Raw genomic sequence first — 16,296 nt, forward strand, 5'->3', positions numbered from 1 at the left:
AGTTTCAGACATTCCTTGTTGTTCTTATGCGGCAAACGGGTGGCGCAGCACGATGGTTTCCACGCGGTCCGGACCGGTCGACACCATGTCGACCGGGATACCGACCAGCTCTTCGATGCGCTTGATGTAAGCGCGGGCGTTGGCCGGCAGCTCTTCCATCGACTTGGCGCCGACGGTGCTTTCTGTCCAGCCAGGCATCTCTTCGTAGACCGGCACGCAGGCGGCTGCCTCTTCGGCGCCGACCGGGAAGATGTCGACGTCACGGCCGTCGATCTTGTAGCCGGTGCACAGCTTCAGGGACTCGATGCCGTCCAGGACGTCCAGCTTGGTCAGGCACATGCCGGACACGCCGTTGATCTGGACCGAGCGGCGCAGCAGCGCGGCGTCGAACCAGCCGCAGCGGCGCGCACGGCCGGTCACGGTGCCGAACTCGTGGCCCACGCGCGACAGGTGCTCGCCGACGCCGGCGTCGGTCGGCAGCTCGGACGGGAACGGGCCCGAACCCACGCGGGTCGTGTAGGCCTTGGTGATGCCCATGATGTAGTGCAGCATGCCCGGGCCGACGCCCGAACCGGCGGCGGCATTGCCGGCCACGCAGTTCGACGAGGTCACGAACGGATAGGTGCCGTGGTCGACGTCCAGCAGCGAGCCTTGCGCGCCTTCGAACAGCAGGCTGCCGCCGGCTTTGTGCGCGGCGTACAGGGCCGAGGAGACGTCGCCGACCATCGGACGCAGGCGCGGCACCAGGGCCATCGCGTCGTCGAAGGTCTTCTGGAAGTCCACTGCCTGGCCGCCCAGGTAACCGGTCAGCACGAAGTTGTGGTAGTCCAGGTTCTCGCGCAGCTTCTCGGCGAAGCGGGTCTCGTTCAGCATGTCGGCGATGCGGATCGCGCGGCGTGCGACTTTGTCTTCGTAGGCCGGGCCGATGCCCTTGCCGGTGGTGCCGATCTTGTTCACGCCGCGCTTGGCTTCGCGTGCGACGTCGATGGCGACGTGGTACGGCAGGATGACCGGGCAGGCTTCCGAGATCTTCAGGCGCGATGCGACTTCGACGCCGGCAGCTTCCAGCTTGTCGATCTCGCGCATCACGTCCGGTACCGAGACCACCACGCCGTTGCCGATGTAGCAGGCCACGCCTTCGCGCATGATGCCCGACGGGATCAGTTGGAGTGCCGTCTTCTGGCCCTTGATCACCAGCGTGTGGCCGGCGTTATGGCCACCCTGGAAACGCACCACGCCGGCGGCGTGGTCGGTCAGCCAGTCGACGATCTTACCCTTGCCCTCATCGCCCCATTGGGTGCCGATGACAACGACGTTCTTAGCAGTATTTGACATCACTTAACCTAAGTTTTTGAGAATCCAATTTCCTTGTTCGAGCACGAGCACACGGTCGCACTCGAACTCGTCCTGTACATTCTCGTGACCCGGCATGGACTGGATCACGACTTCGCCTGCCTTGCGCAGTTCAGCGATTTTTTCGCGCAGTTCGGGCGCATTGCCCCACGGCGCACGGATGGCGTGCTTGCGGTCGGCGGTCGGCAGCAGCCGCGCCAGTTCGCGCAGGTCGAGCGAGAAGCCGGTGGCCGGACGCGCGCGTCCGAAGGCTTCGCCCACATGGTCGTAGCGGCCGCCGCGCGCAACCGCGTTCGGCAGGCCCGGCACGTAGAGCGCGAACATGGCGCCGCTCTCGTACTGGTAACCGCGCAGGTCGGCCAGGTCGATCGCGATCTGTGCGCGGTCGATGATGGACGCAGCCAGCGCGGCCAGTTCGGCCAACGCGCGCGTGATGCCCGGCAGCGCCGGCAGCACTTCCTTGGCGCGGGCCAGCACGTCGACGTCGCCGTACAGGTTCGGCAGCGCCATCAGGGCGGCGCGGGTCGCGCTTGCGTAGTGTTCGGTGGCCTCGTCCAGGCCAGGCATGTCCTTGGCCTTCAGCAGGCCGTGCAGCAGCTGCTCGTCGCGCCTGGCCAGCGGGTCTTCAGCCAGGATCGCGCGCAGCACGCCGGCGTGCGACAGGTCCAGGCGCGGCTCCTCGAAGCCTGCCAGCGACAGGCAGGCCAGCGCCAGTTCCTGGATCTCGGCGTCGGCTTCGAGGCCGGCGTGGCCGTAGATCTCGGCGCCGATCTGCAGCTGCTCGCGGGTGGCGTGCAGGCCCGACGGGCGGGTGTGCAGCACGGTGCCGGCGTAGCACAGGCGGGTGACCGTATCGCGGTTCAGCAGGTGGGCGTCGATGCGGGCGACCTGGGTGGTCATGTCGGCGCGCAGGCCGAGCAGGCGGCCACTCATCGAATCGACCAGCTTGAAGGTCTTGGAGTCGGTGTCCTGCCCTGCCCCGGCCAGCAGCGATTCCACGTACTCGAGCATCGGCGGCATCACCAGCTCGTAACCATAGGTACGGAAGGTGTCGAGCATGAGGCGGCGCAGCTCCTCGATCTTGCGCGCTTCGGACGGCAAGACGTCAGCTATATTCTCGGGCAATAGCCAGGTAGGCATGGGCAAAGCGAATGGGAGTTGTTAAAGATTGGGCAACAGAATGCGCGGCTTTGCACGCGTATTCTGCGCCGAATCGACGATTTTAACCGAAAACCGGCCGGGATTGGCGGGGAAGATGCGTAGAGCGATTGCTAACGTTGCTCCGTGGGCACGGGGTGCCCACCCTACGACCGTGATGACACGTAGGGTGGGCACCCCGTGCCCACGCATTCATTTACCGTTACCGGGACCCCGGAAATACTTGAAGAACTCCGAATTCGAATCCAGCACCAGCACATCGCTGCGGCTCTTGAAGGTGGCCTTGTAGGCTTCCATCGAGCGGTAGAAACGGTAGAACTCCGGATTCTTGCCGAAGGACTGGGCGTAGATCTGCGACGCCTTGGCCTCGCCCTCGCCCATGATGGTCTCGGAATCGCGCAGGGCTTCGGCCAGGATCACGCTGCGCTGGCGCTCAGCGTCGGCGCGGATTTCCTCGGCTTCGGCCTGGCCCGTCGAACGGGTCTCGTTGGCGGCGCGGATGCGCTCGGCCTTCATGCGTTCGTACACGGCGTTGTTCACCTGGGCCGTGAAGTCCACGCGCTTGAGGCGCACGTCGACGATCTCGACGCCCAGCTGGCGGCTGTTGGCGGCAACGCGCTCGCGCAGCGCGGCGGCCAGCTGCTCGCGCTGGCCGGAGACCACGTCGCCGACCTTGCGGGTCGACAGCTCGGCGTTCATGGCCACCTGCACCACCTGGGCCACGCGCTCGGCGCCGCGCTCGGCATTGCCGCCGCCCAGGGCGGTCAGGTACTGGCGCGGATCATTGACGCGCCATTTGACGAAGGCGTCGACCAGCAGGTCCTTCTTCTCCGCCGTCAGGAAGCGTTCGCCGTCGGCGGTATCGAGGGTCTGCAGGCGCTTGTCGAGGTAGACCACGTTCTGGAAGGGCGCCGGCAGCTTGACGTGCAGGCCCGGCGCCGTGATCACTTCACGCAGCTCGCCGAGGGCATAGACCACGGCATAGCGGTGCTGGTCGACCACGAACACGCTCGAGGCCAGCAGGGTCAGGACGATGGCCGCCCCGATGGCGATGGAAATCAGGCGGCTCATCAGCGGGTCTCCCTGTCACGCGAGGATTCGCGGCTGCGCGGATCGATCTTGTGCGCGGCTTCGGCCGGCCGGGCTTCCTGCGCCGGCTGCGCGGCCGGGGCCTGGGTCTGGGCTTGCGCCTGCGGCTGCGCCGAGCTGCCGTTCACGGTCACGGTGCCGCTGGCGGGCGGCGCCGGCTGGGCAGGCGCGGCCTGCGCGCCAGGCGCCATCGGCGCCGCCGGCGGCATCACCGGTCCGGAGCGGCTGCCCATGGCCGCCTCGTTGGCGACCGAGCGGGTCAGCATCTGGTCGAGCGGCAGGTTGATGTTCGCCGCGGTCTTGGCGTCGATCATGACCTTGCTGGTGCTGGAGAAAATCTGCTGCATGGTGTCGATGTACATGCGGTCGCGGGTGACGGCCGGCGCTTTCGCGTACTCGGCCACGACCTGGTTGAAGCGCGCCGCATTGCCTTCCGCCGTGTTGACGGTGGTGGCGCGGTAGGCTTCGGCATCCTGCTTCATGCGCGCAGCCTTGCCCCTGGCTTGCGGGATGATGTCGTCGGCATAGGCCTGCGCTTCGCTGCGGGCGCGCGTACGGTCTTCCTGGGCCTTGACGGTTTCCTCGAAGGCGGCGGCGACCTGCTCCGGCGCGCTCAGGGATTGCACGGTCACGCCGGTGACCTCGGCGCCGAGTTTATAGCGCGCGAGCATCTGCTGGACCATGCGCTGGGCCTCGGCGGCCAGCTTGTCGCGGCCTTCGAACAGCAGCGCGTCCATCTTGCTGCGCCCGACCAGTTCGCGCACCGCGGTCTCGGCGGCGTCGCGCACGGTCTCGACCTGGTCGCGGTTGTTGAATACCCAGGCAACCGGATCGGTGACCTTGTACTGCACGGAGAACTGGATGTCGACGATGTTCTCGTCCGCGGTCAGCATCAGCGCCTCGTTCGGCTGCTTGTTGCGCACGTTGGCGCGGTAGCCGAGTTCGACGGTCTGGACCTGGGCGACGTTGACGGTTTCGTGGGCCTGGAACGGGGCCGGCCAGCGCCAGTTGAAGCCGGCGCCGGTCTTGTGCGAGAGCTCGCCGAAGGTGGTCACGAGGCCGACCTGCCCTTCCGGCACGATGAAGGCGCCGCTGGCGAGCCAGATCAGGAGGAGGATCGCACCGACCACGGAAGCGGTGAGGCCGACGCCGCGGGCATCCGGGCGGTAGCCGCCGCCATCACCGCCGCGCTTGCCGAACAGGCGGTTCAGGCGCTGGTTGAAGTCGCGCCAGAGCTGGTCGAGGTCGGGCGGGCCGTCGTTGCCCGGGCCCTTGCCCTGCTGGGCCTTGGGATCGTTTGGTTTGTGGCCCCAGCGGGGGTCGTGCAGTGACATAGGCTAGTGTGGACCCACGTGGGTGGTGTTCGGAATATGCTCGGCGTCGGCAAGCGCGATACCAGGTTCGGCAGCTGCGACAGGCTCGGTACGGGCCGCTTCGACGATGGCGTCGCGCAGCAGATCCAGGCCTGCGCCACTGTGGGCGCTGATAAAAACGCGGCCGATTTTATCATATTCATCACGTTCCACCCCGGGCTCCAGCCCGGCCGCATCGATCTTGTTCCAGACCAGGATCTGCGGAATGTGGTCTGCGCCGATTTCGCGCAGCACTTCGTTGACCTGCTCGATCTGTTCCATGCGCACCGGCGAGGAACCGTCGACCACGTGCAGCAGCAGGTCGGCATGGATGGTTTCTTCCAGCGTGGCGCGGAAAGCGGCCACCAGCTGGTGCGGCAGTTCGCGCACGAAACCGACCGTATCGGACAGCACCACGCTGCCGGTTTCTTCGCCCAGATACAGGCGGCGGCTGGTGGTGTCGAGGGTCGCGAACAGCTGGTTCGCGACGTACACCCCGGCCTTGGTCAGGGTGTTGAACAGGGTCGACTTGCCGGCGTTGGTATAGCCGACCAGCGACACCGAGAATGTCTGGTTGCGTCCGCGCGAGCGGCGCTGGGTCTCGTGCTGCTTGCGCAGCTTGGCCAGGCGGGTGCGCAGCATCTTGACGCGCTCGCCGATCAGGCGGCGGTCGGTCTCGAGCTGGGTTTCACCAGGGCCGCGCAGACCGATACCGCCCTTCTGGCGTTCCAAGTGGGTCCAGCCGCGGATCAGGCGCGTGGCCAGGTGCTGCAACTGGGCCAGTTCCACCTGCAACTTACCCTCGTGGCTCTGGGCACGCTGGGCGAAGATGTCGAGGATCAGGCTGGTGCGGTCGAGCACCCGAACGTTCAGGCGCTTTTCCAGGTTGCGCTGCTGGGCGGGCGACAGCGCATGATTGAAGATGATGATGTCGATCCGCTCGGCCAGGCAAGCCTGGCCGATCTCGTCGGCCTTGCCGCTGCCGACGAAATACGCGGGATCGGGACTACTGCGTTTTGCGGTGATCGTCGTGATCGGCTCGGCTCCGGCGGAGCGCGCCAGCAGTGCCAGTTCTTCCAGACTGGCCGTGAAATCGCCACGGCCAAAGTCGATGCCGACCAATGCTGCGCGCATGGTATTGCCGGAAACGTCAGCCATCTACCTTACTCGGCGTCCTGTTCGAGGTTGAGGTTGACGGCGCGTGCGGGTACGACGGTGGAAATGGCGTGCTTGTAGACCATCTGGGTGACGGTATTACGGAGCAGAACCACGTACTGGTCGAAGGACTCGATGTGTCCCTGGAGCTTGATCCCGTTGACCAGATAGATCGAGACGGGGACGTGCTCCTTACGCAATGCGTTCAGGAATGGGTCTTGTAACAGTTGCCCTTTATTGCTCATAACAGCTCCGTATGTTGTTGTCGTATAAAAATTGAGGCGCAATGCCGGTTTTCAAGTGCTCGGGCCAACATTCTCAGCTTGTGAATGATGTCCCGAAGCTACTGTAACCTGTTTTAGCGTTTTTTGTCGTACCGCTAAGGTTAAATCCGGCTTAAGACTGGTCTTTTGCAAAGGGGTTTTTACCGCTGCGCAGTTCGATCCGGAGCGGGGTGCCGATCAAGTCGAAAGTGTCGCGGAAATGCTTTTCCAGGTAACGCTTGTACGGTTCCGTGATGCCATCCAGCGCATTACCGTGGATGACGATGATGGGCGGATTCTGGCCGCCCTGGTGGGCATAGCGCATCTTCGGACGGGTGCTGCCCTTGCGCTTCGGCTCCTGCTTCTCGATCGCTTCCTGCAGCGCGCGGGTAAGGCGCGGGGTCGACAGCTTGGCGGTAGCGGCGGCATAGGCCGTATCGATAGCCTTCATCAGGTGATTGATGCCGGTGCCCTTCAGCGCCGAGATGAACTTGGTTTCGGCAAAGCCCAGGAAGTCGAGCTTGCGGTCGATGTCGTTCTTGACCTGGTCGCGCTGGTCGGAGGTCAGGCCGTCCCACTTGTTGACGGCCACCACCAGCGCGCGGCCGGATTCCAGGATGAAGCCGGCGATGTGGGCGTCCGACTCGGCGATGTCCGCCTGGGCGTCCAGCATCAGCACGACCACGTTGGCTTCCGAGATCGACTGCAGGGTCTTCACCACCGAGAACTTCTCGACCGCTTCGAATACCTTGCCGCGGCGGCGGATGCCGGCGGTGTCGATCAGCGTGTAGTGCTTGCCGCCCTTCTCGAACGGCACTTCGATCGAATCGCGGGTGGTGCCCGGCATGTCGAAGGCGATCACGCGCTGCTCGCCGACCAGGGTGTTGATCAGCGTGGACTTGCCGACGTTCGGACGGCCCACCAGCGCGATCTTGACGCCGTAGTCGGCCGGATCGAATTCCGCTTCTTCCTGCGGGCGCAGGGTCACGGCTTCGTCGATCGCCTCGTTGACGAGGTCGAGCACGCCGTCGCCATGGGCGGCCGAGATGACGTAGGGGTCGCCCATGCCGAGCTCATAGAACTCGGCGGTGACGCTGGTGTACTTCATGCCCTCGCTCTTGTTCACGACCAGCATGACCTTGCGGCCCGACTTGCGCAGGAAGTCGGTGATGGTCTTGTCGTGCGGCGTCAGGCCCTGGCGGCCGTCGACGATGAACATCACGACGTCGGCTTCGGCCACGGCCTGCTTCGTCTGCAGCGCCATCTCGTGCATGATGCCTTCCTTGGCGACCGGTTCGAAACCGCCGGTGTCGATCACCAGGAAGGGGCGCTCACCCATGCGGCCCTCGCCGTAGTGACGATCGCGCGTCAGGCCAGGCAGGTCCGCCACCAGCGCGTCGCGCGAGCGGGTCATGCGGTTGAATAGAGTGGACTTCCCGACGTTCGGGCGTCCTACGAGTGCAATTACCGGCTTCATGTAAGTATCTTATTCCACCGCGATCGCTGTCACGGTTCCGTTTTGTGTTTGAAAAATCAGGTTCGAACCCGCAACCAGCGGGGTCGAGCTGATCGCACTGCCGTCGGTGGCGGCGCGGGCCAGGAAGGCGCCGTCCTCACGCGACAGGAAGTGCACATAGCCCTGGTAGTCGCCGACTGCAACCGCGCGGCCGTAGGACACCGGCGTGGACAGTCGGCGGAAGGCCAATTTGTCGTTCTTCCACGCGCTGGTACCGCTGTCGCGGTTGTAGGCGTAGACGGCGCCCTTGTCGTCGCTGGCGAACAGGAAGCGCTGGTCGACCGCCACGCCCGCTTCGGACGAGAGGTCGCGGGTCCAGCGCGGGCTGCCGGTCGTCACGTCCCAGCAGCCGGCACGGCCCTGGAACGAGACGGCGCAGACGTCGCCTTCGAAGATCACCGGGTAGCCGCCGATGTCGGTCACGCGTTCCAGTTCGGTGGCGCCGCGGGCGACGCCCACTTCCACCTCCCAGCGCGGCGCGCCGGTCGCCAGGATCAGCGACAGCAGCTTGCCGCCCGGCTGGGCGATGATGACGTCCTTGTCGTGCACGATCATGCCCGGCGCCAGGCGCAGGGTCAGCGGCGGCGCGGCGCGCTGCACGGTCCATTTCTGCTGGCCGGTAGTGGCGTCGATGCCGACGATGCGGTTGTTGACGCTGCGCGCCACCACGATGCCCTGCCCCACCACCGGCGAGGACAGGATTTCGCTCGACAGCTGGGTCTTCCACAGCTGCTTGCCGTCCATGTCGAAAGCCAGCAGCTGGCCTTTCTCGCCGCCGACCACGATCAGGTTGCCGTCGGTGCCGACGCCGGCGGTCAGTTCCATGCCGGCCTTGACGCGCCACAGCTGGCGGCCGCTGGCGGCTTCCGCGCGCACCAGGGTGCCGTCGCCGCCCGCGGCGACGATGGTATTGCCGGCCACCGCAGGGGTGAACTGGTAGTTGCGGGACTTGCCGACTTCCAGCTTCCATGCGGTGCGCACCGCCATCGAGCCTTTCAGGTCGACCAGCGGCGCCGGCAGGTTGCCCTTCGGCTTGGATGCGAACGGGTTCAGCGAACTAATCGTCGAGCAGCCCGTCATCAGGGCGAGGACACCGACACCAACAAGCTTCCGGGTAATACGCATGTTCTTTTTGCCTTATTCTTTGACTTTATGGACGTCGTTACTTCGTTACTTTAAGCGGGCGCCTTTTCGGCCGGCACCGTACCGCCGATCGCTTCCAGCTTGATCTGCACGATCTGGCGGCCCGGGTTGCGCTTGTCCATCTTGTCGAGCGCGGCCTGGTAGGCGGTGCGGGCTTCGGCCAGCTTGTTCTGCGCGACCAGCACGTCGCCCTTGCGGTCCTGGACTTCGGCGGCGAACTGGGGCAGGAACTCGCCGTTCAGCAGCGCCAGCGCCTGGTCGTAGGCCTTCTCGTCGAGCAGCACGCCGGACAGGCGCAGGCGCGCGACCGACTTGTACTCGTCGTTGCCGTGGTCGATTGCCCATTGCAGCTGGGCCTTGGCGGCTTTCAGGTCGTTGGCGTCGAAGGCGGTCTTGGCGGCGGCCAGGGCAGCCATCTGGCCGTAGGCGGTGCCTTCGAACTTGCTTTCGACGTCGGCGGCCATGCGCTGGACCTTGGCATTGTCGTTGGCGGCTGCGGCTTCGGCCAGCTGGTCGTACAGGGCGGCGGCTTCGGTGGCCTTGGTGCGCTTGTGCGAGTTCCAGAAGTTGTAGCCGGCGTAGCTGCCCAGCGCGATGATCAGCACCCAGCTGATCAGGTTGCCAAAGCGCGCCCAGAAAGCTTTGAAATTGGCTATCTGTTCCTGTTCTTCGAGATCGTATGCCATGGGGTTCTTCTGTTCTAGTTAGCTGGTTGGGAATTAGTGATGGTGGTGGTGCTCGTCGCAATCCGGGCCGCAGTCGCCGCCGCCGATGACCTGGTCGACGATGTAGTCGACCGCCTCGTCGAAGGCGATGCTGGCCTGCTGGGCCGCACCCTCGGCGCCGCGCAGCGACTTGACCGCGACCACGTCGTTCTTGACCTCGTCCTCGCCGATGATCACGGCGAAGGCGGCGCCCGAACCGTCGGCCTTCTTCATCTGGCTCTTGAAGCTGCCGGCGCCCTGCGGGGTCGCGCAATGCAGCACCACGTCCAGGCCGGCGTCGCGGATGCGCTCGGCCAGGATGAAGGCTTTCAGCTGGGCTTCCTCGCCCTGGTGCACCATGTAGACGTCGCACTGGTTCGGCGACGCCGGCTCGCCCTGGCCCTTCATCAGCTCGATCAGGCGCTCGATGCCCATCGCGAAGCCGATGCCCGGGGTCGGCTTGCCGCCGAAGGTTTCGATCAGCGGGTCGTAGCGGCCGCCGGCGCACACCGTGCCCTGCGCGCCCAGCTCGTCGGTGACCCACTCGAACACGGTGCGGTTGTAGTAATCCAGGCCGCGCACCAGGCGCGGGTTGACGGTGTACTGGACGTTGTTGGCGTCGAGGAGCTTCTTCAGGCCCTCGAAGTGAGCCAGCGATTCGCCGCCCAGGTAGCTCAGCAGCTGCGGCGCCTTGTTGACCATGTCCTGCATCGCCGGGTTCTTGGTGTCCAGGATGCGCAGCGGGTTGGCGTGCAGGCGGCGCTTGGCTTCCGCATCGAGCAGGCTTTCGTTGGCTTCGAAGTAGGCGATCAGGTCGGCGCGGTGGCGCTGGCGCTCTTCCGCGTTACCGATCGAGTTCAGCTCGAGGCGGATGTTGTCCAGGCCCAGGTCGTCCCACAGGCGGCGGCACAGCATGATCAATTCGGCGTCGATGTCCGGGCCGGCAAAGCCGATCGCTTCGGCGCCGAACTGGAAGAACTGGCGGTAGCGGCCGCGCTGCGGGCGCTCGTGGCGGAACATCGGGCCCTTGTACCACAGGCGCTTCGGGCCGTCATAGGCCATGTTGTGCTCGACCACGGCGCGCACCACGCCGGCCGTGCCTTCCGGGCGCAGGGTCAGCTGGTCGCCGTTCATCGAGTCTTCGAAGGAGTACATCTCCTTCTCGACGATGTCGGTAACGGCGCCGATGGCGCGCGCGAACAGGCCGGTTTCCTCGACGATCGGGGTGACGATCTTCTGGTAGCCGTAGCTCTTCAGCACGGATTCGGCGGTGTTTTCGAACAGCTCCCACAGCGGCGCGTCGGCCGGGAGGATGTCGTTCATGCCTTTGATGGCACTGAATTTCTCTTTTTTGTCGGACATTCTATTTCTCGCGTTACCGTCATTCCCGCGCAGGCGGGAATCCAAGTTTGCATGAGCAGTCGAAACGCATACAAACTTGGGTTCCCGCCTTCGCGGGAACGACGTTAAATGGTTTCAGCCTGCTTCGAATAATTCTTCTGCACGTAATTCAGCACGATCGTCTTGAACTCATCCACGATCCGCTCGCCCCGCAGTGTAGCGACCTTTTGGCCATCCACAAAGACCGGGGCCGCCGGCGATTCGCCGGTGCCCGGCAGCGAAATGCCGATGTTCGCGTGCTTCGATTCGCCCGGGCCGTTGACGATGCAGCCCATCACGGCCACGTTCATCGCTTCCACGCCCGGGTGGGTCTTCTTCCATTCCGGCATCGACTCGCGTAGGAAGGTCTGGATGTTGTCGGCCAGTTCCTGGAACACGGTGGACGTCGTGCGGCCGCAGCCCGGGCAGGCGATCACCATCGGGGTGAACTTGCGCAGGCCCATGGTCTGCAGGATCTCCTGGCCGACCACGACTTCCCTGGTGCGGTCGCCGCCCGGTTCCGGGGTCAGCGAAATGCGGATGGTGTCGCCGATGCCTTCCTGCAGCAGCACGGACAGGGCCGCGGTCGAGGCGACGATGCCCTTGCTGCCCATGCCGGCTTCGGTCAGGCCCAGGTGCAACGGGTAGTCGCAGCGCTTGCCGAGTTCGCGGTAGACGGCAATCAGATCCTGCACGCCCGACACCTTGCACGACAGGATGATCTTGTCGCGGGCCAGGCCGATTTCTTCGGCGCGCACGGCGTTCTCGATCCCCGAGGTGATCAGCGCTTCATACATCACGGCCTGGGCCGACCACGGCTGGGCGCGCGACGCGTTCTCGTCCATGATGCGGGCCAGCAGCGACTGGTCCAGGCTGCCCCAGTTGACGCCGATGCGCACCGGCTTGTCGTGCTTGATGGCGATCTCGATCATCTGGGCGAACTGGGAGTCGCGCTTGGCGCCCTGCCCCACGTTGCCCGGGTTGATGCGGTACTTCGACAGCGCGGCGGCGCAGTCCGGGAAGTCGCGCAGCAGCAGGTGGCCGTTGTAATGGAAGTCGCCGACCAGCGGCACGTCCACTTCCATCCGGTCCAGCTGTTCGCGGATCGCCGGCACGGCGGCGGCGGCGGCCGGCGTATCGACCGTGATGCGCACGACCTCGGAACCGGCGCGCGCCAGCTCCTTGACCTGGATCGCGGTGCCGATCGCGTCGGCGGTGTCGGTGTTGGTCATCGACTGCACGACGACCGGGGCGTCGCCGCCCACCCAGACCTTGCGCTCGCCGTGCTGGATCAGCACGCGGCGGCTGGCGCGGCGCGCCAGCGGGCCCGAGGGAATCGGCGAGTTCATCGTATTCATGTCTGTCATGTTGCGCTTGGCTTCACTATTTATTGCACATTGACCAGGGAATAGGTCTTGCCCGGCACCGGCGGCAAGGCCACCGGCGCGCCACGCAGGCTCGCCGAAACGGCGCCCGGGTTGCCGACGATGATGCGCACCGGCTGGTCGATGTTCAGCGTTTCGGTACTGCCGGCGCGGACCAGGCGCTTGATCATGTCCTTGCCGCCCTTGGCCGGCCTGACTTCGATCCAGGCATCCTCGCGCACGGTGAACACCAGGACGCCGGCGCCGGCTGCAGCCTGAGCGGCGGCGGGAGCAGTTGCTGCGGCGGCTTGCGCCGGCGATTGCGTCGCGACCGGATTCGCCGGGGCCGCCGGCACCGTGGTCGGCGGCGCGCCGGTCGCGGTGGTCCCCGGCACGTTCACGACGGGACCGGCGGCAGGTGCAGCGGCGGCAGCCGGAGCGCTCGCGCCGCCTGCCGCATCGGCCTGCGCGCTGGCCGGGCCGGGCACCGAAATCAGCGGCACCGAAGGATTCTGCAGGGTCTCGGTTGCGCTGCCGTGGGTCCCGGCCGCGGCGGGCGCCGAGGCTGCCGGGGCGGCGACGGTGGCCGTCTCGGCATGCTGGCCCAGCGGGATCAGACCGAAATGCCAGGCGCCGCCGGCGACGGCCGCAACGGCCACCGCAGCCACGATCCAGCCCAGCGGCAGCAAGGAACGCTTGCCGTGCGAGGGGAATTTCGCCTGCGAGAACGAGGCCGGGCTCGGGCGGCGCATGGCCCCCGGATTGGCCTCGGCCGGGGCCTCGGATTCAATCGCGATCTGCGCCACCAGCGGCGCCGGATCGACCCGCACCAGCTTGGCGTAGGCGCGCACGAAACCGCGCGTCACGGCGGGGCTAGGCAGGGATGCGTAATCGCCCGCTTCCAGCGCCACCACCTGGCGCACGGCCAGCTTCAGCTGGTCGGCCACCTGCTCCACCGTCCAGCCCATCGCTTCGCGCTGGGCGGCCAGCACCTGGCCCGGATGTCCACCCTGGTTGTCGGGCGTCGTCGGCTCTTCTGCACGCTCGGAACTCATCGTCGTCGTCTCACTCGTTAAATGCACCGCGCTCGAACGCCGCGTATTCGGGCGAGCCGGGGAAGCGCTTGCGCAGCTGGGCCGCGAGGGTGGCTTCCGTGGCCCGGTCGCCCAGCATGTGCTTGACCCGCAGGGCCAGCCACAGCACGTCGGCCGACAGCGACTCGAGTTTCGCTGCCTCCGTCAGGCGGTTGATGAAAAACCCGGCGCGGGTGTAATCGCGCCGCTCGAAATAGACCCGCGCCAGGCCGGCCTGGATGGCCGGCAGCTCGGGTTCGTAACGCAGGGCTTCGAGCAGGTAACGCTCGGCTGCGTCGATATTCTTCAGCTTCAGGCTGCAATTGCCTGCATTCGTCAGGGCCTTGGCCGGCGAGGCGTAGGAGCGGCTTTTCAGCGCCGACTCGAAATAGCCCATCGCCTGGGCCGCCTTGCCGCCGGCGTCGCACAGGAACAGCCCGTAGTTGTTGGCCAGGTCGGGATTGCGCGGCGCCAGGCGCAGCGCGTGCCGGTAGTTCTCGTCGGCCAGCTCGTTCTCGCCCATCGCCGTATAGATCAGGGCGCGGAAGCCATAGGCCTCGGCATAGTCCGGCGCGATGGCGATCGCCTGCTTGACCTCGTCCAGCGCGATCTCGTACTTGCGGTCCTGGTAGTAGCCCACCGCCAGCTGCAGGCGGATCTGGGCGCGCTTCTCGGTGGCGGTCTGGTCGGAAGCGGTCCGGAGTTCGCGCGGCGAATCCCCGCCCGTGCCGGCACAGCCGGACAACAGGGTCAGCGCAAACAGAACGGCGGCACTTGCGGCCAGGACCGGCTTCAAGAAGGGATCTCCACGATCTTGCCGAAGTTCGGGCCGAACTTCTGCTGGTACTCGGCCATCTTGCTCATCCGCTCGTTGACGCGGGTGCGGTCCTTGACCTCGCCGGCCAGCTGCCCGCAGGCGGCGTCGATATCGTCGCCGCGGGTCTTGCGGACGGTGGTGACCAGGCCGGCGTCCATCAGGATCTGGGCAAAGGCCTTGATGCGCGGGTTCTTCGAGCGCACCAGGCCGGATTCCGGGAAGGGATTGAACGGAATCAGGTTGAATTTGCACGAGACGCCCACCACCGGGTCGTTGACCAGGGCGATCAGCTCGCGCGCGTGCTCGTCGGTGTCGTTGACGCCGTCCAGCATGCAGTATTCGAAGGTGATGAAGTCGCGCGGCGCGAACTCCAGGTAACGCTTGCAGGCGGCCATCAGCTCGCGCAGCGGGTATTTCTTGTTCAGCGGGACCAGCATGTCGCGCAGCGGGTCGTTCGAGCCGTGCAGCGAGACGGCCAGCGCCACCGGGACTTCCTGGCTCAGCTTGTCCATGTTCGGCACCACGCCCGAGGTCGAGACGGTCACGCGGCGGCGCGACAGGCCGTAGGCGTTATCGTCCAGCATCAGCTTGAGCGCGGTGACGGTCGGCTCGAAGTTCAGCAGCGGCTCGCCCATGCCCATCATGACCACGTTGGTGATCTGGCGCTCGCCTTTCGGGCCGCCTTCGATGCCCTTGGTCTTGCGCAGCTCGAACTCGGCCATCCACAGCTGGCCGATGATCTCGGCCACGGTCAGGTTGCGGTTGAAGCCCTGCTTGCCGGTCGAGCAGAAGCGGCAGTTGACGGCGCAGCCGGCCTGGGTGGAGATGCACAGCGTGCCGCGCGTCTCTTCCGGGATGAACACGGTTTCGACGGCATTGCCGTTGCCGACATCGACCAGCCATTTGCGGGTGCCGTCGGACGAGGTATGGTCGCTGATGATGGCCGGCGCGGTGACGGTCGCGCGGGTTTTCAGCTTCTCGCGCAGCGACTTGGCGAGGTCGGTCATATCGTCGAAATTCGACACGCCGAACTGGTGGATCCAGCGCTGCAGCTGTTTGGCGCGGAATGGCTTCTCCCCCAACTCGGCGCAGTAAGCGACAAGCTGCGCGGGATCGAAGTCCAGCAGGTTGGTGAGAGTTGCCATCTTCAAAATCCTGTATCTTCTAAATGAATCCCGCCCGCCGGGCTCTTGAAGCATGGGCGAGCGGGGTAATACGCCGGTATGCAGCTTAACGCAGCAGGCCGGCTAAGCGCGAAAAAATTTCGTAAGCTTACAAACTTGGAGTGACGAGCGCCAGTGGCACTCGTCACGCCTTCGCGGGGAGTCGTTTCGGGCAATGCCCGGAACGACGTCGTCGATTAACGCGAGTAGACGTTCAGCGCCGGGAAGTAGTAGGCGATTTCGACGGCTGCGGTTTCGGCAGCGTCCGAACCGTGCACGGCGTTGGCGTCGATCGAGTCGGCGAAGTCGGCGCGGATGGTGCCCTTCTCAGCCTTCTTCGGATCAGTTGCGCCCATCAGGTCGCGGTGCTTGGCAATCGCGTTTTCGCCTTCCAGCACCTGGATCATGACCGGACCCGAGATCATGAAGTTGACCAGATCCTTGAAGAACGGACGTGCCGAGTGCACGGCGTAGAAGCCTTCGGCTTCCGCTTGCGACAGTTGGGCCATGCGCGCAGCGACGATCTTCAGGCCAGCGCCTTCGAAGCGGCTATAGATTTGGCCGATGACGTTTTTTGCAACTGCGTCGGGCTTGATGATCGACAGGGTGCGTTCGATTGCCATTTAAAAACTCCAATAAAAAGAAAGGTTTAAATCGAGAACTTCGGAACTCAATCAACCTTCGATTTTACCATACATCCGCAAGGCAGCCGATATTGCGACGGCCATCCCCCAGGTGTTACAGTGGCGGTAATGCCTGCTCGTCC

General features: G+C 65.4%; 15 protein-coding genes. All 15 read right to left on the reverse strand.

All coding sequences use genetic code 11. The annotated features are described in order from the left end of the window. Positions 1–24: 24 nt before the first annotated feature. Positions 25–1,335 (reverse strand): adenylosuccinate synthase, encoded by a 1,311-nt coding sequence (locus AC07PE_RS01420; protein ID WP_498760894.1) that lies wholly within the window; start codon positions 1,333–1,335, stop codon positions 25–27. Positions 1,336–1,338: 3 nt separating this feature from the next. Then, positions 1,339–2,493: an ATP phosphoribosyltransferase regulatory subunit gene (locus tag AC07PE_RS01425; RefSeq protein ID WP_498760896.1), complete on the reverse strand. Its 1,155-nt coding sequence runs from the start codon at positions 2,491–2,493 to the stop codon at positions 1,339–1,341. Between the two features lie 210 nt (positions 2,494–2,703). After that, on the reverse strand, positions 2,704–3,582 hold the full coding sequence (hflC, locus tag AC07PE_RS01430) for a protease modulator HflC (protein ID WP_498760898.1): 879 nt from the start codon (positions 3,580–3,582) through the stop codon (positions 2,704–2,706). Continuing rightward, positions 3,582–4,934, reverse strand: coding sequence for an FtsH protease activity modulator HflK (gene hflK, locus AC07PE_RS01435; protein WP_498760899.1), 1,353 nt, complete (start codon positions 4,932–4,934; stop codon positions 3,582–3,584). The genes hflC and hflK overlap by 1 nt, the downstream gene beginning before the upstream one ends. Before the next feature lie 3 nt (positions 4,935–4,937). Next, positions 4,938–6,086 carry a GTPase HflX gene (gene hflX, locus AC07PE_RS01440; protein ID WP_498762931.1) on the reverse strand — a complete coding sequence of 383 codons (1,149 nt, stop codon included), beginning with the start codon at positions 6,084–6,086 and terminating at the stop codon, positions 4,938–4,940. A gap of 29 nt (positions 6,087–6,115) precedes the next feature. Further along, on the reverse strand, positions 6,116–6,352 hold the full coding sequence (hfq, locus tag AC07PE_RS01445) for an RNA chaperone Hfq (protein WP_036168820.1): 237 nt from the start codon (positions 6,350–6,352) through the stop codon (positions 6,116–6,118). Between the two features lie 151 nt (positions 6,353–6,503). Next, complete coding sequence (gene der / locus AC07PE_RS01450; RefSeq protein WP_498760902.1) at positions 6,504–7,847, reverse strand: ribosome biogenesis GTPase Der; 1,344 nt, start codon at positions 7,845–7,847, stop codon at positions 6,504–6,506. A 9-nt stretch (positions 7,848–7,856) separates the two neighbouring features. Beyond that, positions 7,857–9,011, reverse strand: coding sequence for an outer membrane protein assembly factor BamB (bamB, locus tag AC07PE_RS01455; RefSeq protein ID WP_498760904.1), 1,155 nt, complete (start codon positions 9,009–9,011; stop codon positions 7,857–7,859). A 50-nt stretch (positions 9,012–9,061) separates the two neighbouring features. After that, positions 9,062–9,715, reverse strand: a complete 654-nt coding sequence (locus tag AC07PE_RS01460; protein WP_498760905.1) for a YfgM family protein — start codon at positions 9,713–9,715, stop codon at positions 9,062–9,064. A gap of 33 nt (positions 9,716–9,748) precedes the next feature. After that, positions 9,749–11,095, reverse strand: coding sequence for a histidine--tRNA ligase (gene hisS, locus AC07PE_RS01465; RefSeq protein ID WP_498760906.1), 1,347 nt, complete (start codon positions 11,093–11,095; stop codon positions 9,749–9,751). A gap of 104 nt (positions 11,096–11,199) precedes the next feature. After that, the gene (gene ispG, locus AC07PE_RS01470; RefSeq protein WP_498760908.1) at positions 11,200–12,471 is read right to left on the reverse strand and encodes a flavodoxin-dependent (E)-4-hydroxy-3-methylbut-2-enyl-diphosphate synthase; all 1,272 of its coding nucleotides are present in this window, start codon (positions 12,469–12,471) and stop codon (positions 11,200–11,202) included. A gap of 29 nt (positions 12,472–12,500) precedes the next feature. Further along, a complete protein-coding gene (locus AC07PE_RS01475; protein WP_498760910.1) occupies positions 12,501–13,532 on the reverse strand; it encodes a RodZ domain-containing protein in 1,032 nt (343 codons plus the stop codon). 10 nt (positions 13,533–13,542) lie between these two features. Then, on the reverse strand, positions 13,543–14,346 hold the full coding sequence (gene pilW / locus AC07PE_RS01480; protein ID WP_498760912.1) for a type IV pilus biogenesis/stability protein PilW: 804 nt from the start codon (positions 14,344–14,346) through the stop codon (positions 13,543–13,545). Further along, positions 14,343–15,512 (reverse strand): dual-specificity RNA methyltransferase RlmN, encoded by a 1,170-nt coding sequence (gene rlmN, locus AC07PE_RS01485; protein ID WP_498760914.1) that lies wholly within the window; start codon positions 15,510–15,512, stop codon positions 14,343–14,345. The genes pilW and rlmN overlap by 4 nt, the downstream gene beginning before the upstream one ends. Before the next feature lie 215 nt (positions 15,513–15,727). Continuing rightward, complete coding sequence (ndk, locus tag AC07PE_RS01490) at positions 15,728–16,153, reverse strand: nucleoside-diphosphate kinase (RefSeq protein ID WP_498760916.1); 426 nt, start codon at positions 16,151–16,153, stop codon at positions 15,728–15,730. Between the last annotated feature and the right edge of the window lie 143 nt (positions 16,154–16,296).

This window comes from Telluria sp. GW821-FHT07G12, assembly GCF_059418525.1.